The sequence below is a fragment of the Peribacillus simplex genome (assembly GCF_001542915.1).
In the GTDB taxonomy this organism is placed as follows: domain Bacteria; phylum Bacillota; class Bacilli; order Bacillales; family DSM-1321; genus Peribacillus; species Peribacillus simplex_B.
Map to the genome: position 1 here is coordinate 52741 of NZ_LNNH01000027.1, position 17748 is coordinate 70488.

General features: G+C 42.3%; 17 protein-coding genes, 1 pseudogene and 1 riboswitch. Of the genes and pseudogenes, 11 read left to right on the top strand and 7 right to left on the bottom strand.

Annotation, left to right across the window (positions count from 1 at the left end; translation table 11 throughout):
- Positions 1–153 precede the first annotated feature (153 nt).
- Positions 154–3759 carry a CDP-glycerol glycerophosphotransferase family protein gene (locus tag AS888_RS13685; RefSeq protein ID WP_061142715.1) on the top strand — a complete coding sequence of 1202 codons (3606 nt, stop codon included), beginning with the start codon at positions 154–156 and terminating at the stop codon, positions 3757–3759.
- 90 nt (positions 3760–3849) lie between these two features.
- Entirely contained in the window at positions 3850–4821 is a 972-nt protein-coding gene (galE, locus tag AS888_RS13690) for a UDP-glucose 4-epimerase GalE (protein WP_061142716.1), read from the top strand.
- 454 nt (positions 4822–5275) lie between these two features.
- On the opposite strand, the gene AS888_RS13695 is transcribed toward galE, so the two are convergent.
- Positions 5276–6013, bottom strand: a complete 738-nt coding sequence (locus AS888_RS13695; RefSeq protein ID WP_061142717.1) for a pentapeptide repeat-containing protein — start codon at positions 6011–6013, stop codon at positions 5276–5278.
- Between the two features lie 16 nt (positions 6014–6029).
- Positions 6030–6308: a PadR family transcriptional regulator gene (locus tag AS888_RS13700; RefSeq protein WP_373921359.1), complete on the bottom strand. Its 279-nt coding sequence runs from the start codon at positions 6306–6308 to the stop codon at positions 6030–6032.
- A 266-nt stretch (positions 6309–6574) separates the two neighbouring features.
- Between AS888_RS13700 and AS888_RS13705 the strand changes: the two genes are divergently transcribed.
- The 4 genes from AS888_RS13705 (at position 6575) to AS888_RS13720 (ending at position 9129) form a co-directional block, all read left to right on the top strand.
- The gene (locus AS888_RS13705; RefSeq protein WP_061142719.1) at positions 6575–6979 is read left to right on the top strand and encodes a PH domain-containing protein; all 405 of its coding nucleotides are present in this window, start codon (positions 6575–6577) and stop codon (positions 6977–6979) included.
- 57 nt (positions 6980–7036) lie between these two features.
- Positions 7037–7279, top strand: a complete 243-nt coding sequence (locus AS888_RS13710; RefSeq protein ID WP_061142720.1) for a hypothetical protein — start codon at positions 7037–7039, stop codon at positions 7277–7279.
- Between the two features lie 18 nt (positions 7280–7297).
- Positions 7298–7993 (top strand): class I SAM-dependent methyltransferase, encoded by a 696-nt coding sequence (locus AS888_RS13715; RefSeq protein ID WP_061142721.1) that lies wholly within the window; start codon positions 7298–7300, stop codon positions 7991–7993.
- A 302-nt stretch (positions 7994–8295) separates the two neighbouring features.
- Entirely contained in the window at positions 8296–9129 is an 834-nt protein-coding gene (locus AS888_RS13720; protein WP_061142722.1) for an STAS domain-containing protein, read from the top strand.
- 187 nt (positions 9130–9316) lie between these two features.
- On the opposite strand, the gene AS888_RS13725 is transcribed toward AS888_RS13720, so the two are convergent.
- Complete coding sequence (locus tag AS888_RS13725) at positions 9317–9973, bottom strand: potassium channel family protein (RefSeq protein ID WP_061142723.1); 657 nt, start codon at positions 9971–9973, stop codon at positions 9317–9319.
- A gap of 23 nt (positions 9974–9996) precedes the next feature.
- A complete protein-coding gene (locus AS888_RS13730) occupies positions 9997–11334 on the bottom strand; it encodes a TrkH family potassium uptake protein (protein WP_061142724.1) in 1338 nt (445 codons plus the stop codon).
- A gap of 172 nt (positions 11335–11506) precedes the next feature.
- A riboswitch (cyclic di-AMP (ydaO/yuaA leader) is annotated at positions 11507–11649 on the bottom strand.
- Between the two features lie 256 nt (positions 11650–11905).
- Here AS888_RS13730 and AS888_RS13735 point away from each other — a divergent pair.
- Together AS888_RS13735 and AS888_RS13740 are read left to right on the top strand one after the other, a co-directional pair.
- Entirely contained in the window at positions 11906–12097 is a 192-nt protein-coding gene (locus AS888_RS13735) for a hypothetical protein (protein WP_061142725.1), read from the top strand.
- Positions 12098–12315: 218 nt separating this feature from the next.
- Positions 12316–13565: pseudogene (locus tag AS888_RS13740) on the top strand (MFS transporter).
- Between the two features lie 46 nt (positions 13566–13611).
- Here the strand turns inward: AS888_RS13740 and AS888_RS13745 are convergent.
- The gene (locus tag AS888_RS13745; RefSeq protein WP_061142726.1) at positions 13612–14211 is read right to left on the bottom strand and encodes a TetR/AcrR family transcriptional regulator; all 600 of its coding nucleotides are present in this window, start codon (positions 14209–14211) and stop codon (positions 13612–13614) included.
- Positions 14212–14336: 125 nt separating this feature from the next.
- Here AS888_RS13745 and AS888_RS13750 point away from each other — a divergent pair, with 125 nt between their 5' ends.
- Together AS888_RS13750 and AS888_RS13755 are read left to right on the top strand one after the other, a co-directional pair.
- Positions 14337–15059, top strand: coding sequence for an ABC transporter ATP-binding protein (locus tag AS888_RS13750; protein WP_061142727.1), 723 nt, complete (start codon positions 14337–14339; stop codon positions 15057–15059).
- Positions 15059–16075 carry an ABC transporter permease gene (locus AS888_RS13755; RefSeq protein ID WP_061142728.1) on the top strand — a complete coding sequence of 339 codons (1017 nt, stop codon included), beginning with the start codon at positions 15059–15061 and terminating at the stop codon, positions 16073–16075. Before AS888_RS13750 ends, AS888_RS13755 begins: the two co-directional genes overlap by 1 nt.
- A gap of 162 nt (positions 16076–16237) precedes the next feature.
- Here the strand turns inward: AS888_RS13755 and AS888_RS25770 are convergent, their stop codons facing one another.
- Positions 16238–16420 (bottom strand): hypothetical protein, encoded by a 183-nt coding sequence (locus AS888_RS25770; protein ID WP_100532893.1) that lies wholly within the window; start codon positions 16418–16420, stop codon positions 16238–16240.
- Between the two features lie 151 nt (positions 16421–16571).
- On the opposite strand from AS888_RS25770, the gene AS888_RS25775 reads away from it, so the two are divergent.
- Positions 16572–17141 carry a hypothetical protein gene (locus AS888_RS25775; protein WP_155645494.1) on the top strand — a complete coding sequence of 190 codons (570 nt, stop codon included), beginning with the start codon at positions 16572–16574 and terminating at the stop codon, positions 17139–17141.
- A gap of 136 nt (positions 17142–17277) precedes the next feature.
- Here AS888_RS25775 and AS888_RS13765 read toward each other — a convergent pair whose 3' ends face one another.
- The gene (locus AS888_RS13765) at positions 17278–17727 is read right to left on the bottom strand and encodes a GNAT family N-acetyltransferase (protein WP_061142730.1); all 450 of its coding nucleotides are present in this window, start codon (positions 17725–17727) and stop codon (positions 17278–17280) included.
- Between the last annotated feature and the right edge of the window lie 21 nt (positions 17728–17748).

Consider the following 17748-nt stretch of genomic DNA (forward strand, 5'->3'; position numbering starts at 1 on the left):
GGTTTGCTATGGAATGCCTCACCTCACCTTTTATTGAAGAGGCAGTCCGTACAAGATTCAGTCAATCGGTTGCGGATCTTTATTATTTTTTGAAAATTTAGTTTATTTTATTCGGATGTTGAATGACAATTCATAAAAGGGGTTGCCTGTTTAGTGAATAAGAAGGTATGGAAAAGAAAAGCTGACTTCCTAATACAACCTGTTACGAATTTCTTCTTAAGGGAAAATCATAAGCGTGTCATCAGATATGCGAATTATTATGAACAATTGCCTGTGAAAAAGAACACCATTTTATACGAGAGTCGCGATGGAAATAGTATAACCGACAGTCCGTATGCGATGTTTGCCTTTATGATAGCGAACCAAGACTTCAAGGATTATAGGCATATATGGTCGATTCAGGAATTTGACGCCCTCTCTGATGTGATTGCGAAATATAAGGATATGCCTAACGTTACATTTGTCCGGCGGAATTCAAAGGAATATTTAAAATGCCTGGCGACAAGTGAGTATTTAATCAATAATTCGACATTCCAATCTTTTTTCATTCCGAAAAAAGATCAAGTTTATATTAACACCTGGCACGGCACCCCTCTTAAGAGTATGGGCTTCGATATACCGGGTAACCCCTCCGCTTCTCAAAACGTTGTCAGGAATTTCTTAAGTGCGGATTACCTTTTAAGCCCCAATCCCCATACGACGAACATGTATACGAAAAGCTATAAGCTGAACGGCTTGTACAAAGGGGAAATCATCGAAGAAGGGTATCCACGGATAGATTTGACCCTGAATACGGATCCGGAAGAGTATAAGGAATATGTAAGGACACTTGGTCTGGCCCTCCATGATGGCAAGGAGACTATTTTATATGCACCTACATGGAAGGGAACGAACCTTGCCAAAGTGGATAACGATATCCTCCAGATCATTGCCGATATGCATCATCTAGGAACTCAAGTCGGCGAACAATATAATATTTTGATCAAGGTGCACCCTTTTCTTTATAAAGAAGCCGCCAAGCGTGCGGATATCAAGGACAGATTAGTTCCAGATCATGTTGATACGAATGAACTGCTCGCTGCAGTCGACCTGCTTATCACGGATTACTCCAGCATTTTCTTCGATTACCTTGTAACCAACAAGCCGATTCTTTTCTACACCTGGGATATGGACGTATATTCAGAGCAAAGGGGACAGTATCTGAAAAATGACGAACTTCCTGGACCGATGCTTTTCAACGCAAAGGAATTGGCGCAGGCCATCAAGGATATTGAACAGGTGAAAAAGAGCTATGCGGATAAATATCTTAAAATGCAGCAGCAATTCACGAATCATGAGGATGGCCACGTAACGGAGAGAATTGTCCGTCATATATTCAATCACTCTACGAAACACCTAAACACCATTGCCGGTCTAGATTCCTCAAAGGAAAAAATCCTGATCTATCCAGGTGGTATGAGAGATAACGGGATCACATCCTCCTTCATCAATTTAATGAACAATATTGATTATGATAAATATGATGTCACCTGCTTTACCGCGACTCCCCACTCCCAGGAAGCTTTGAAAAACTTGAATAAAGTAAATAAGAATGTGCGTTTTCTCTTTAAACCTGGCTTGCCTGTATATAAATTGGGGGAAGTGTACAAGGATAAATTCATTCATAACAGGGGGGAAAGAGGGGCACTGGGGAAAAAGCTATATCCAGAAGCTGCATATATCAGGGAACATGCCCGTCTATTCGGGAAATCCCAGTTTGATTATGTCATTGATTTTAGTGGATATAGCCATTATTGGGCAAAGCTCCTTCTTGCGGCAGATTCAAAAAAGAAAGTTTGTTATATGCATAATGACTTGCTCTCCGATAGTGAGCGGGTAATCAATGGGCGGAGGCCACACCGGATTAACCTCAGAGGGCTATTTTCCGTCTATCACCGGTTCGATAAGCTCGTCAGCGTATCGGAAGGGACCATGGAATTGAACCGAAAGAACCTACTGCAGTATGCAGACTATGATACATTCGATTATGTCATGAATTCCATCAATCCTGAGAAAATCCTTCAAATCACTCCCGAAGAAACGGAGTCTGTCATAAATGACGAAGGTTCTTCGATTACGACAGAGAATTTCAAGGCAAGAGCGATATTGAGGGGTATCCGGACTCATCATGCCTGGAATACCCTCCCCGGAAGTGCGAAGGCGTTTCAATTTCCTTTGGAAGAGCGACTTGAAGATGCCGAAATCATGATTTCGAGAAAGGCCAACGGTAATGAAGCTACCTTTTATAAATTCAGCTTCAATAATCAAATCATTGGCTGGATCAACGAAGAGGCTGTAGAGTTTTTGCCTGACAGCATCATTTACGAAAAGGAACTCGATAAAATCGCGAAGCTTGTAAGGCCAGGAGGAAACTTCATCTGGTCGCTGCCATACAAGGTTGAAGGGACCTACAAAGTCTCGGGCAGCCATGATTTTAAAGGGATACTCGTAAATATCGATAAGGAAGTAAAAACCCAACATTCGATTTATAGCAGAATATCAATAAACCAGACGGAAATCGGCTGGGTGGATAATTCAGCCTTATCGATACTGGAACAGTGCACGATCACTGGAAACACGAGTGAAAGGGATAAACTGCAAATCATGTTGAAACGAAAGTATATGCAGGGGAAAAACTATAAAAAACATAAAAAATTCCTTGATAAGATTGATGATCGGACGCTCAAGGAAGTAAATACGAGTGCATACAAGTATGGAAAAATAACGAAACCGGAGGACCACACCATCTGGACGAAGGCTTATCCGAATTACAAGACCAAAAGGGTAGCCAAGGCAATCGAATTCGAGGGGCAAACCGTGAAAATCACCAAATATAACCGAACAAGAAAAGGGGGCTATTACCTTTTCGAGATGGATCATAAGAAAATTGGCTGGTTAAATACCAGTGCCTTTGAAATGATAGACGAGCCCGTCGTATTAAAGGAACGGGAAGTGCATGGTACGGCGGAAATCAAGCTAGGAAATTATCATATCTTTGATAAACCGTATGGATTATTGGACGCCATGGTCGTTCCAGCAGGGCCGACCTTAAATGGGTGCCTCGTTGAATTCGATAAAGAAGCGGTAACCCAGCTTGGGACGTATAAACACTTGGTGAAGGACGGGAAATCGCTGGGCTGGCTGGATAAACAGGCGTTAATCGTGCAGGAAGTCCATGGATTGGAAGTGAATGATCACTTCGTCCCTTATCCTGATGAAAAGGATTATAATTTTGTCAATATGGGGAGGCTGTCTCCTGAAAAAGGACAGGATAACTTGATTCGTGCCTTCGCGAGTTTCCATGAGAAGCACAAAAACAGCAAGCTGTATATTTTAGGTCAAGGTCCTTTAAGGGGAGATTTACAGTTCATCATTGATGAACTGGGGCTGAATCATTCGATCCATCTATTAGGTCAGCTCGAAAATCCCTTTTCATTCATGGAAAAATGTGATTGCTTCGTTCTGTCATCACATTATGAAGGCCAGCCTATGGTTTTACTCGAGGCAATGACGTTAGGGATGAAGATCCTGGCTACAGATATAGTCGCGAACCGTACCGTTCTGGAAAACGGTAAATATGGAGTGCTTGTTGAAAATAGCATAAGTGGACTTGAAAAAGGGTTATCGATGATGGCTAATGATGCGGATTCCGGAATGGAAAAATTTGATTATCACCAATATAATGAATTAGCCATGGAAACCTTCAAGAAATGCCTATAAAATATAAGCAGGTACTTCTCGCCAATTCAGGCAGATAAATCCTAACCAGATGTAAGTGCAAAGAAGGCAGTTCGAAAGGGGAAATGTAATGTGATTTTGGTCGTTGGCGGTGCAGGTTATATCGGAAGTCATCTTGTAAAGGAATTAGTAAATGAAAAAGAGGTTGTCATCCTCGATAATCTTTCAACAGGTTTCCGTTCATTGGTTGATTCGAAGGCCATTTTGGTGGAAGGGAATTTAGGGGACGAAACGGTATTGAATGAAATATTCAATACATATCCCATAGAAGCGGTCATGCATTTTGCAGCCAATAGCTTGGTGGGAGAATCGGTTCAAGACCCATATAAATACTATGAAAATAATGTGGGGGCAACCCTTACATTATTGCATACCATGCTCAAGCATGATGTGAAGAATTTCATTTTTTCATCCACTGCCGCTACTTATGGGATACCAAATGTAGATATGATCGATGAGGATCAGCCAACTGATCCCATCAACCCATACGGCCGCTCGAAATTGATGGTGGAGCAAATCTTGGGGGACTTTGCACAAGCATATGGCCTGCGCTATGTTGTTTTGCGATATTTCAATGCAGCCGGGGCCCATGAATCGGCGGAAATCGGTGAGAGCCATGATCCGGAAACACATCTGATTCCGATCATTCTGCAGCATTTATTAGGTCAGCGTGAGAAGATTTCCGTGTTTGGTACGGACTATGATACACAGGATGGTACATGCATTCGCGACTATATTCATGTAACCGATTTAGCTAAAGCCCATATTATTGCGCTTCAAGCTCTTTTGTCGGGAAAAAAGAATACGGCCACCTATAACCTGGGGAACGGAAAAGGGTTTTCGGTTAAAGATGTGATCGACACATGCGAAAAAGTCACAGGCGTGAAACCGAACATTGAATATGCAGACCGCCGCCCTGGAGACCCAGCCCGACTCGTCGCTTCCGCTGCTAAAATATATGAAGACCTAGGCTGGAAAGCAGCCATAGATTTGGAAGAAATCATTGAAAGTGCGTGGAAATGGCATAAATCCCAAGTGAACTAAACGATTAAAGGGTTTCGGATCGCATTCCGAAACCCTTTTGCTTTTAGATTTGAGGTTTTGTCTTTTGTCCGTTCCTTTCCACTCCAGGCTCTTAGCTTTCCAGAGACGGTCCGTGAGCCTCCCGGGCTTCCGGCTTGCCCGATCTTAGGCATTTTAGCTATATGGAAGGGAATGATCGTTCATGTAGCCGCCCTCGCGATGATGTTGTTTTTCCTTGGTCAAAACAACACATTTGGGTACTCTCCCTTACGATTGGTTATTTATCGAAGCGATGAAGAACAAGATGTCTCCTGAAATCTCTCAAATCGTAAAACCCCTGTGCCAAGAAGATTCAAGTCCTGGTACAGGGGTATAATCAATCAGTCACCCATGCTCATCCCTTTTAACACGACCGCAGTCAGAAACACGGTCACGCAAATGATTGAGGTGGAAACGACAATCGCAATCGGTAAAGTCATTGTAAATCGCTCCTTCCAATGATGGTTGCCCCGCTAAGATCAACCTTTGCCCCGTATAAAAAGTTGTAAGTGAGTTTGTCCATGGAGGCTCCAGTAAAGTCGATTTTCTTTAAATCGGACATTCTGAATTGAACACTGATGAGAGTGGCATCGCGAAATGATGCTTTTTTCAATGAAGAGCCCTCGAAAATGGTTTGGTTGAATGATTCGCCATCAAAAATGAGCCCCGATAAGTTGCAGCCTTTAAAATGGGTTTTATTATAAGTATTGTTTTTGAAGGTGACGCCTTTTAAATTGGCACTTTTAAATAAGGTACTTGTTAAGTTGACGTTTTCAAAGATGCAATGACTTAAGTTACTGCCTTTGAATGTACTGCCTGTCAGATCGGAATGGCTGAAATCAGAGCGGCTTAAATCGCAGGAATTGAATTTTCCATCATGGACGGAAACGGAGCGAAAGTCGGAATCCAATAAGCGTTGTTTAGAATAATCCATCTTTATCGCCTCTTCAAGCTCATTATATTGAAGGTTGAGGGCATCGACGAGCTCCGATACCTCACCTATGGAGTCAACGGTTAACTCATACGCCTCATCTTCGCTTGCGCCCTTCCTTTTATGATCATTATATTTTTCGAGCAGGTTTTGCAGCAGTTCTTCTTCCAACTCTTTAGCCGTTCTGGCGTTTTGATACGGTGCGAAAATGCCATGAACATGTGCATGCAGTTTTTCAATCACATTTACTCATCCTTTCTTACAGCAGGCTTTCAAGGATTCGCTTAGCCTGCTCCCAGTCATTTTTATTTTGCCGATATGTGTCTTCCCCGAGAGGAGTGATTTTATAATATTTCCTTCTGCCGCCTTGGGTGGCGTCTCCCCAATAAGAGAGGATGCATCCGTCTTTTTCCAGACGTTTTAAGCTGGAATACATCGTTGCTTCCTTTATTTCATATTGCTCATTTGAACTCACATATATCAGTTTGCTGATCTCGTAACCATACTTATCGCCACTTTGCAGGAGTTTTAGAATCATTGTATCCACATGTCCGCGAAGCAGGTCTGAGGAAAGTTTGCGTTGAATCAAATCCTCACCTCCTTTTGTATATCCTATAGCATATTACTATGACAGTCAAGGTACTTTGCGCAAAAGGCAATCCTGCATGATGGGACGCTTACAAATTAATGGAAAGGAGATGTATTGATAGGTGAAAATTATTAGGAAAAATACTATAATTGGAAAAAGATACCTAATTTAAAAATGAAGGCTAACTTGCATTTGATTTCAGAGGAGTGAAGTTCATGAAATACCCATCAAAAAAGGATTGGTGGATGTACGTCGTTTTTCTCGGGATCTTCCTGGCCATTCTTTCACCGGTGGTCATGGCTGAAGATTTTTCCAGTCTATGGGCGGCCATTCCCATCATCTGTTTACTGCTATGGATTTGGTTCACGACGTATTATGTCATTGAGGATAAGACCTTGCTCGTTCGGTCGGCATTCATCCGGAAGACGATATCCATCGATGATATCCAGGCGATTGATAGGTCGTTCAATCCGTTATCGTCACCGGCGCTTTCACTGGATCGTATAAAAATATCCTATGGCCCCCATCAGTACATTCTCATTTCCCCCTTGCATCGTGAAATGTTCATTGAAGAATTGTTGAAGCGGAATCCTTCTATACGAACCAGTCTGAAGAGGTAATCGTGAACGGATTGATCCAAGGGGAAAAGCTGGTTAGGGTTATGGAAAACGGAAGAAGTGAACCTCCATCAGCATGTCGCCCTGCAGGTCGTTAGGGTTGATATGGAGGATGCTCGAAGAAAAGGGAATGCAGATAAAAACCGCTTTTGGATTTCCACCTGTTTGCCTCATGCACCACCCGCACACGGAGCGGTTTATTTCCAAGCCCTGATGGAGTTTGATGAAGAATTCGAAAGGATGACTTTGGAAGCTTGGAAGGACCGTACGCTGCATCCATATCAAAAAAAAATATGGAGTTAACCGGGAGGAGAGCTGAAGTTGTCTGAGACGATTACAAACTATGAAGATATATTGAATATGCTCGACTCGCTTTTACGGGAGCCAACTGCATTTTGGAATGGTTTTTACGAAGATCGTGAAAAGGGAATCCCTTTTTTCGAAAACCTTCCTGATGAAAATCTAGTAACGTATTTTGATGAGGGACTGCTTGGTCCAGGGCAGGTTCTTGAGCTAGGCTGCGGCCCTGGAAGAAATGCCATTTACCTGGCTGAAAGGGGCTGTTCCGTCGATGCGGTGGACTTGTCACAAGAAGCCCTGAAATGGGGGATGGAACGAGCGGCAGAAAAGGATGTGCATGTGAACTTCATTCAAAGGAACCTATTCGACATCGAGATCGTGGAAGGAAAATATGATATCGTGTATGATTCTGGCTGTTTTCACCATATAGCCCCGCACCGAAGGCTGAAATATCTGGAGATGGTCAAGAAAGCGCTAAAACCTAAAGGGGCCTATTCGATTACCTGTTTTGTAGAAGGCGGCGAATTGGGTGGTGCCGCCATTTCGGATTGGGAGGTTTATAGGCAACGAAGCCTTATGGGAGGATTGGGCTTTACGGAAGAAAAGCTTAGGACCATTTTCAAGGATTTCGAAGTTGCGGAAATACGTAAAATGAAGAAAACGGATGAAGCATTTGGAATGCAAGGCCTCTGGACGGGTTTGTTCATGAAAAGGTGATGTTCTAAAAGAAATGGCTGCGAACGCGGGATCTGGGAGCAGATCCTTTTTTTGAGTGCAAGTGGATTTGTTAACTAAAAATAAAAATGGTAAACTATTAAAATGAATTGATGCGAACGAATAATGTCCCAAACAATAGAAAAAATTTCAATGTTCATCTTTTTTTCGAAAAAATCAGTAGTTGTATGGTTTCAAAAACAGCAGGGAAGGTATAGGGGAAGAGGACTGCCAACTCGCGGTACCAGCAGACTTGAGACCAATTGAAATGAGTTCTTATAATAAATAAATAGGTGGAGACGTTTATGCATAGAAATAGAGAACTATATTCCTTTTTATTAAATAAAGCAAAGCAACTGACTGAAGATTGGTATGCAACCTTGAATAAAAACGATACGGCGGGGGTATACAGTTCTCCTGATCCCCAAGTTATCGAAAAACTGAAGCAGCAAAACTATCAATTTCATTTACATTTCTTTCAAATCTTCACGTTAGAAGAAAGCCAGTTCTTTAATGAGCTAGACGAATGGATTGAAGATATCGGTCAGGATGAGGAACATTTAAATACGCCCATCTATTACATATTGAGGGAATTTTTCCGGACACAAAAACAATATTTGGATTATATCGAGCAGTTTGCGGCATTGCATGAAGAGGAATATACCCAAGCGGAAATCAACTCCTGGTATAAGATCGTGGTTAGGGTGTTCAGTGAAGTGATGGAAAGGTTCACTGAGGCAAACCATAGATATGCCAACAAAATCATGAAAGCCCAGCAGCAAATGATCGATGAATTGAGCTCGCCCATCATTTCTCTTAATGATCATACAGCGTTACTCCCGCTGATTGGTGATATCGACACGGCGAGGGGCATGTCCTTGCTAGAGACCACGTTACAACAGTGTGCCGAAAAAAATGTCTCAAGACTGTTCCTTGATTTATCAGGCGTCCATTCCATAGATGGTGCATCCGCACATCAGCTGTCACAATTGATCGAATCCTTGCATCTCATCGGCATCCATACGACCCTTTCAGGACTTAGGCCGGAAATAGCGATGAAAGCAGTCAAGCTTCAACTGCCTTTTGAAAAGGTGACGGTCAAATCGACTTTAGCCCAAGCGATCCATACGATAAAATGATACATACATAAGCGCGGGGATGCTAGCTTTTAAAGAAACTTCGGAGTGCCGCCAAATGGCGGTCTTTTTGAATGATAGGATGTTAATACTGAAACCACATTTGATAGATACGCGCAAGATGGGAAACAATAATAGAGGGTGAAAGCTATCATTCCTCATGGATTCCATGACATAAACAGTCAGTGGATCATTCATTATTGGCAAAGACGGCTAGATCTTCTTTATTGCCAACGACTAGAAGCATATCTTTTTCATGAATATCCTGATCCGGTGATGGTGCTATGATGATTTCTCCATTACTGACGATGGCAATGACGCTGATATTATATGTTGCACGTAAATCGAGCTCTCTGAGGCTTTTTCCCTTCATGCTCATGGGGAGGATGATTTCCTCGATATTGTATTCTTTAGAGAGCTCTATATAGTTCAGCATGTTAGGGGAGAGAAGCTGATTCGCGACCCGTTCCCCCATATCCCTCTCAGGATAGATGACCCAGTCGGCACCGATTTTCGAGAGCACCTGGCCGTGATTTTTATTAAGGGCTTTGGCAATGACTTTTTTGACCCCAAGCTCTTTTAAAAGCAAGGTAGTTAAAATGCTCGATTGCATGTCATTTCCGATGGCTACGATGACACAATCGAAATTACGGATTCCGATCGATTTCAATGTCTCTGCTTCGGTTGTATCCGCAATGACTGCATGGGTAACGCTCAATTCCGCATTCTCGACACTTTCCTCATTGATATCAATCCCCAAAACCTCTTGGCCGGCAGTATATAATCTATGTGCCACACTGGTTCCGAATCTGCCTAATCCGATTACGGCATATTGTCGTTTGCCCATCTTCTACACGCCTCCTTTTATGATTAACCAATCATGATTTTCCCTTTTGGCCGACGGAACGGATCTGGTTTGCGCCGCATGGCGATAGCAAAGGCCAAAGTCAAAGGGCCCACACGGCCTGCAAACATCGTAAAAATGATGAGCATCCGGCCAAGCGGTGATAATTCTGGGGTCAAGCCCATTGAAAGTCCCACGGTGGCGAATGCTGAAGTGGCTTCGAACAAAATCATCAAGAAGTCACTTCCGCATTCCGTGATGGCCAGCAGAATGGAGATGCTTGAAACCATGAATACGCCAATGAATGAAACGGATAATGCTTTGAAAATCGTTTCACTCACAATACGGTGACGGAATAAGACCACATCATCCTTTCCTTTAATCTGTGACCAAACCGTTCCGATAAGCGTCGCCAATGTAGTTGTTTTAATCCCGCCGCCAGTCGATCCGGGAGAAGCCCCAACGAACATCAAGAAAATGATGAGCAGCAAGGTAGGCTGAGTCAAATCAGGAATATCCAACGTATTAGAGCCTGCCGTCCTTGGTGAAACCGACTGAAATAAAGACGATAGCGTTTTACCCATCAAGGATAAAGGCTGCAATGTTTTGGCGTTGCCGAACTCGAATATAAAGATTAAAATTGCGCCGGCAATCGTAAGGATCAAGCTTGTCGTTAGAACGACCTTCGTATGTACGGATAAACGCTGGATATCACGATATTCGTATAGTTCATTCATCACGATGAAACCTATTCCGCCAAACGTGATGAGGAAGACGACCGTAAGGGTTATGAATGGATCCGATACATAGGGGGTTAAACTCCTGAATTCCCCCATTAAATCAAAGCCGGCATTATTGAAATTCGATATGGAATGAAAAACCCCATAATAAATCGCTTTGCCGATTGGCATGTCAAATGAGAAGCGAATCGATAAGATAAGGGCGCCCATGCCTTCAATGATGGCGGTGAAAATCAAAAGTCGTCTCACTAACCTGACTACACCTGCCATGGATAGATTATTTAAGGACTCCTGCAAAAGTAACCTGCCTTTTAAGGAAATTTTCTTGCCTAAAAGGAAAAAGAAAAACGTCGCAAATGACATGAATCCTAAGCCGCCTATTTGAATCAGTGTCAAGATGACCAACTCGCCAAAAGTGGTGAAAGTCGATCCCGTATCCACTACGACAAGCCCTGTTACACAAGTAGCGGATGTTGCGGTGAAAAGAGCATCCAGAAAAGAAAGACCATGCCCGCTTTCAGTGGAAATCGGCAAGGTCAATAAATAGGACCCGATCAGTATCAGGATGCCAAACCCGAGTACAAGTATTTTTGGCGGATCCAATAAATTTTTTGCTTTTATCAAATTGATCATCCCTGCCTATGATAATGTAATGTGTAACATTATATGAATATATGAACCATCAATCTTTCATTCCGAAGCTTTTAGAGCATAATAAAAAGACCTGCGAAAAACCTCGAACGGCTAATTTGACACAAATAACGTGCAAAAAAGCTTCCGAATTAGGCGGTCTTATGACCTCCTTCGCTTTAGCCGACGAAGTTAGCTGACGGGTAGGATGGCGAAAGAGCTGATCTCATCCCTTCTGCAAGGCAGAATTAACCCCAAATGATTGGGTCCTCCGTACTCAAATCCTTTGAGTTTTGGCCGAATTATATTAAATGGATAAAACGTATTCTACTCCCATCATTTAGCAGTTGTAAACCCCTAAATTGTAAAAAAATATTTCTTTAACAAAACTGAAAATTAACATTTCATTTACATTTTGAAAACGTATTGACAAATATTAGTTAGCACATTATGATAGGTTCGATTCATTCAAAAAATAAAATTCAGACAATATATATAATCGTTATTTTGGGGAAATCCTAAATAAAATCAAACACACTTTACAAAGAAGGCGGGCAAGGCAATTATGGAGAAGACGTTCAATCGATATGTTATCAATGCTACAGGCAAGGGCGGCCAGACATACTTAACACAATGCCAGGATAAAGATGCACTAAGGAAATGGATAGCCGATCATGAGGATCAAATCATCATGAATGAATTAAGAATAACCGACAAGAAAAAGAATCCTTTGTTAAAATTCTTTTCCCAAAGGTGAAAATCGTCCATTTCTTCTGCGGTAATATAACTTGAACGAGCCGAAAAATCCATATCTTGTTTCGCTTTCAAACTCATTGCCGATCAATGGGTTTTTTTGCGTTGGAATCATTTACATGTCGGAATGGATAATGTTAAAATTTAGGGAAAAAGGACTTCGTTGTAATACCGGATAGGGAGGCCATTCAGCCGGGCATGACAACCAGGGGTGGGGAATAGATGAGATTCAAACATGTAATGTCATCATGGAAGTATCCTTCCATTTTATTGTGCGGAATCGGGATTTCGAACTTCGGCGCATGGGTGTATTTCATCGCCCTTAATTTGATCGTTCTTGATTTGACCAAGTCTCCCTTAGCAGTGGTTTATATATGGTTAAACCGTTGGCGGTATTGTTGACCAATGTTTGGGCTGGCAGCGTCATCGATCGGAGAAATAAGCGGAATATGATGGTCACACTTGATCTATTCCGGGCGGCATTCATCGCTTTGCTGGCATTGACTTCCTCCATTTGGGCGATCTATTCGCTCGTATTGGTGATCAATATGGCAGAGGCCGTGTTTGGTACAACATCAAGGACGTATATAACAAAATTAATACCAATCGAACAAAGAAAACGATTCAACTCATTGCGAAGCTTGATCGATTCAGGGGCTTTTTTGATTGGACCAGCGATAGCGGGTCTCCTTTTCATAATCGGCACCCCCGTCGCTGCCATCTATATCAATGCTCTAGCCTTAGTATTATCAGGCGTGATCACGCTATTCATGCCAGATCTTGAAAAGGATGATTCCTTTAGCCTTATCGATCGCCACCTATCCTGGGCCATCGTGAAAAAGGATTGGGGCATCGTCCTCGATTACAGCCGGAAAGCCTCCTATGTGATGCTCATATATTTCTTGTTCAGCTGCATGGTCGTAATGGAAACGGCCATGGACTCCCAAGAAGCAGCATTTGCCAAAAGCGTGCTTTCTTTGTCGGACAGCGATTACGGATTCCTCGTAAGCATCGCCGGGGCGGGTATCATTGCCGGAGCAATCATAAATGCATTATTCATCAGTAAAGTGCGGATATCCTATCTGATTGGCCTGGGTTCCGTATGTGTTTCGATCGGTTATATGATTTATGCCGTGTCGACTTCGTTTTCAATCGCGGCCACGGGATTTTTCCTTATTGCCTTTTCATTGGCTTTTGCTAATACTGGCTTTCAAACTTTTTATCAGAATAATATCCCGTCAGACATCATGGGGAGGGTGGGCAGCATGTTCGGTTTGTTGGAAGCATTATTGATCATTATGACAACAGTGATTGTCGGTGCTTCTGCGCATTTCCTTTCGATTCGGTTCGTCGTGATTGCAGGTTCCGTGATGCTTCTTGCGTTTTCGATTTTATTATGTGTACTCAGTATGAAGCCAGTGAAAAGCAAGTATTATTCCAGTGAAGGGGGATTGGCAGAGGAAAAGGGGTAAGCGACCTTTCCAACAAGGCATGCGGTGAACATGCCTTATATCCATTTCATTTAATGAATGTGCGTAATTGGCTGATGAAGTTCAAGATTTGAAAATGTATCTTTGCCATTTCCTCCACTGATTGCTCCTCGCAATTCTCCAGCCACTCCTGAATCACCCCTAAAATCGCTGATGTCAAAAAGGCATGCATATATGTTCGAAATGCTTCATTTTGAGCTGCTGGATGCTGGCTGATCAAGCGGTCCAAGAGGACTTCACCGAATACTCGCTTTATTTTTTTCGCAAAAGAAGGATCACCCTGATCACCAAGTATCGCTCTCAATGCTTGGGCATGCTCACCGATGAATTGGAAAATCGCGACGAATGGCGGATATAGCTGTTGCTGATGAAGGGCAAGGAGTGCCTCTTTCGGTAAAATTGCCGTAATGCGTGCTTGAAGTTCATCCAGCAAGTCTTGCTGCAATTGATCCATCAACGCATATTTATCTGCATAATGAAGATAGAAGGTGCCTCGATTGATGTTCGCACGCTCTGCAATCTTCTTTACCGACACATGCGTGAATCCTTCTGCTTCAACGAGTGCAACGAAGTGATGCTGGATATGCGCTTTCGTTTTTTGTATCATTTCTTCATGAATCGATGCCACTCTGAATATCTCCCTCACTTCACTGAACATTTTTCAAAATCTGTTTATTGTATTGAAACTCATGCTACCTTAATATGATGATACATTCAACACCGTGTTAATTAAAGTGGAAGGGAGTGCGTCCAATGAAACATGCGATTATCATGGAAGGTATTGCCAAAGGCTTTCAACATAAAAGGGTCATTCAGCCCTTGGACCTCACGATAGAAAAAAGTGGTATATTCGGCTTGTTAGGTCCTTCAGGATGCGGAAAGACGACCTTGATCAAAATGATTGTCGGCCTGATTAAGCCGGATGCCGGGAGCGTCACGGTTCTCGATCATAAGGTGCCAAATGAAACATTATTGATGAAAATCGGCTATATGGCACAATCCGATGCTTTGTATACTGAGCTGACTGGTGCTGAAAATCTTGCGTTTTTTGCGAAGCTATATCGGTTATCGAAAAAGGAAAGAAGCGAGCGGATTCGATATGCAGCTGAAATCGTCGGATTAACGAATGATTTGAACACTCGGATTGCCCATTATTCCGGGGGGATGAAGCGCCGTTTGTCCTTGGCGATCGCCCTCATCCAAAATCCCGAAATCCTCATTTTGGATGAACCGACGGTGGGGATCGATCCTATGCTAAAACGAACCATTTGGCAGGAGCTGGAGCGGTTAAGAGATGAAGAGCACAAGACGATCGTGATAACGACGCATGTCATGGATGAGGCAGAACGATGCGATGAACTGGCGATGCTGCGTGAGGGAGCTATCATTGCATCGGGAACGCCTGCCGCTTTAAAAGGACAATTTGGGGCGGAAACGCTTGATGATGTATTTTTAAAGATTGGAGGCGGACGGTAATGCGGATTTCCTCTCTCGTGACGCGAATCATCCAGCAGCTGCGCCGTGATCGAAGGACCCTCGCTTTATTTTTCCTCGCCCCCTTGCTCATCTTAACGCTCATGTACTTCATTTTTGGCACAGAAGCGAGTGAGTTGAAAATCGTCGTAACCGGCAGTGATCAAAACACGATCGCGGGATTGAAACAGGCCGATTTTCAAGTAAAGGCAGCTGAGGAGTTTTCAAGGAAACGAATGATTGAAACCAAAACGGATGGCTGGTTGCACGTTGAACATGGAAAAATGGAGCTTACGCTGTTGAACGACGAACCAGCACGCGCAAAAGCCGTCCAAATGCAGCTGATGCTGGGACTGCAGGGACATGCAAGCAAAATGCCTTCCATTGAATCGCAATATGTGTACGGAGATGAAGATACAAAGGGCTTTGACACCTTCAGTCCGATGCTCGTGAGCTTTTTCGTTTTTTTCTTCGTGTTTTTGATCGCGGGAATCGCGCTTTTGAAGGAGCGAACAAGCGGAACGCTGGAGCGGCTGCTGGCCACGCCGATCAAGCGGCATGAAATCGTCGCCGGCTATGTGATCGGCTATGGTTTATTCGCCCTCATTCAGACGATCATCGTCGTCCTCTATGCCGTCAACGTACTGGATATCGTGCTCGTGGGCTCCTTATGGCTCGTGTTATTGACGAATATACTTGTCGCACTCGTGGCCTTATCGCTTGGCACGCTGCTGTCCAGTTTCGCCACCTCCGAATTCCAAATGGTGCAATTCATCCCGCTCGTCATCGTGCCGCAGATTTTCTTCACAGGGATATTCCCCTTGGATGCTATGACGGACTGGCTGCAAAAAATCGGCAAAATCATGCCGCTTTATTACGCATCGGATGCCATGAACGGCATCATGTATAAAGGTTTTTCTTTCGCTGATGTATTCCTGGATCTTATCGTACTCGTGGCATTTTCGGCCGTGTTCATAACGATCAATATCATTAGCTTGAAAAGATACCGTTCCTTATGAATGAGTGCAATGGTTGTCCCGAAAGGATAAAATCAGCCAAAAGAAGCAAAAAAAATTCAAGAATGCATTTAAATCAGCATTCTTGATTTTAAAGAAGGGGCGTCAAAAAGTCGAAATCGGCCTAATTGACGCCCTTTTTAGCCTAAACATTTTTATTTTCTTTCAGTCTTTGTTGTTGTTTACCATCAATGATACAAAACAAAATAAGGCTATAAAAAATAGAAGTGCGGGAAAAGTATAAAATGTTGCATTGTATTTAATAGAAGAATCAACCTTTAAACCATATAAATAAATAAATAGTATAAAAGAAACGGATAATGCTAGAGTACCGGTTAATAATTTCATTATTTTACCTCCACTTGGTTAATTTGTATTATTTTTTAAAAAATGTATAATGATATTATACAGAAAATATAGGAAAAAAGGGGAGATTTAAAAATGAGAATTTATAACCAAAAGTTTTACATTCGACTTCTTTATTTTATTAATCGGATCTTTGAACCTATCAAAAGTTTCTGCAGATAAAGGAGCCGATTCTGTTTTTGATATTGAAGAAGCCAATGTAGGATTAACAGTTGATACTCCGTATAGGTTAACAAAAGACGATGGGACTTTAGTGTTTTTTGATACAGTAGAAGATTATAATGCCTATTTAGATAACCAAATGATTAAAATTGTTCCTAGATGCGCAACGTGCAATAAAACTACAACTACTACTATTTCTACTAATACAACAAAAGAAAAATGGGTGAACTATCATCCTCTTACAAATGCTTGGATTAAAGCTAGCAGTTATACTATTTCTCGTGGGAAATCTTATACTATTTCAGGTTCTTATAGTTATAGTGGTTATAATGTGGGGGTTAGTGTATCTCATAATACATCAGTTTCTGCTACCATCCCAGCTAATTCAAAAAAATATAGTAGATTAGGTGTTTGGTCAGACATTACTTTCAAAAGATTTAAGCATGTAGTAAAAAGCCCTACTGGAAAGGTTATAAATACGTATTATTCAAATACCGCATATGCTGTAGGTGCTCCTTATATTAAAGTGAAATATAAATAAAACACGATATATTTTTATTAATCAATGGAAAATAAAACAGTATATCTATTCAGGGGCTGTCCCAAAAGTCAGGAATAAGACTTCTAGGGGGCAACCTTTTTCATTTAAGGACTTTTTTCGCATGTTTCCTCCATGCTCATATTTTCTTGACCATGACTCTTTCATTGTTGAAATCTGCTTCGCCATTGAAGGCAAAGCCGAATTTCCTATACAAGTGAGAAGCAGCCTGATTCTCTTCGACTATGCTCAAATAGACCTCGGGGCAATCATACTCCATGGTTAACCGTTCGATCAAAGCCTCGAGCAGGATTGTTCCAAGGCCCTGGCCCTGATGCTTTGCGTCAATGAAAAAACGGTCGAGCCAAACTCGGCCATGCTCCCCTTCGCCAGGGAAAAAACCATACATCGCAAAACCGACCAAGGTATCTTCCGTATAAAGACCGACTGGCCTGTAATATTTACATTCCCGTGCATCTTTCAAACATTGCTCGGTCGTTTCGATAAATGTTCTTTGCTTTTCATGGATGTGCAGCTTCAAAATCTCCGCTCTATTTTCGTTCGTGACTTCTTTAATATGGACTGTCATATAATTTCCTTCCTCAATTCG

Coding starts and splice junctions, on each gene's coding strand:
- AS888_RS13700 (WP_373921359.1), bottom strand. CDS start 6,308: ATGATTCTAAAACTCCTGCAAAGTGGCGATAAGTATGGTTACGAGATC.
- AS888_RS13705 (WP_061142719.1), top strand. CDS start 6,575: ATGAAATACCCATCAAAAAAGGATTGGTGGATGTACGTCGTTTTTCTC.
- AS888_RS13720 (WP_061142722.1), top strand. CDS start 8,296: ATGCATAGAAATAGAGAACTATATTCCTTTTTATTAAATAAAGCAAAG.
- AS888_RS13725 (WP_061142723.1), bottom strand. CDS start 9,973: ATGGGCAAACGACAATATGCCGTAATCGGATTAGGCAGATTCGGAACC.
- AS888_RS13735 (WP_061142725.1), top strand. CDS start 11,906: ATGGAGAAGACGTTCAATCGATATGTTATCAATGCTACAGGCAAGGGC.
- AS888_RS13750 (WP_061142727.1), top strand. CDS start 14,337: ATGAAACATGCGATTATCATGGAAGGTATTGCCAAAGGCTTTCAACAT.
- AS888_RS13755 (WP_061142728.1), top strand. CDS start 15,059: ATGCGGATTTCCTCTCTCGTGACGCGAATCATCCAGCAGCTGCGCCGT.
- AS888_RS25770 (WP_100532893.1), bottom strand. CDS start 16,420: ATGAAATTATTAACCGGTACTCTAGCATTATCCGTTTCTTTTATACTA.
- AS888_RS13765 (WP_061142730.1), bottom strand. CDS start 17,727: ATGACAGTCCATATTAAAGAAGTCACGAACGAAAATAGAGCGGAGATT.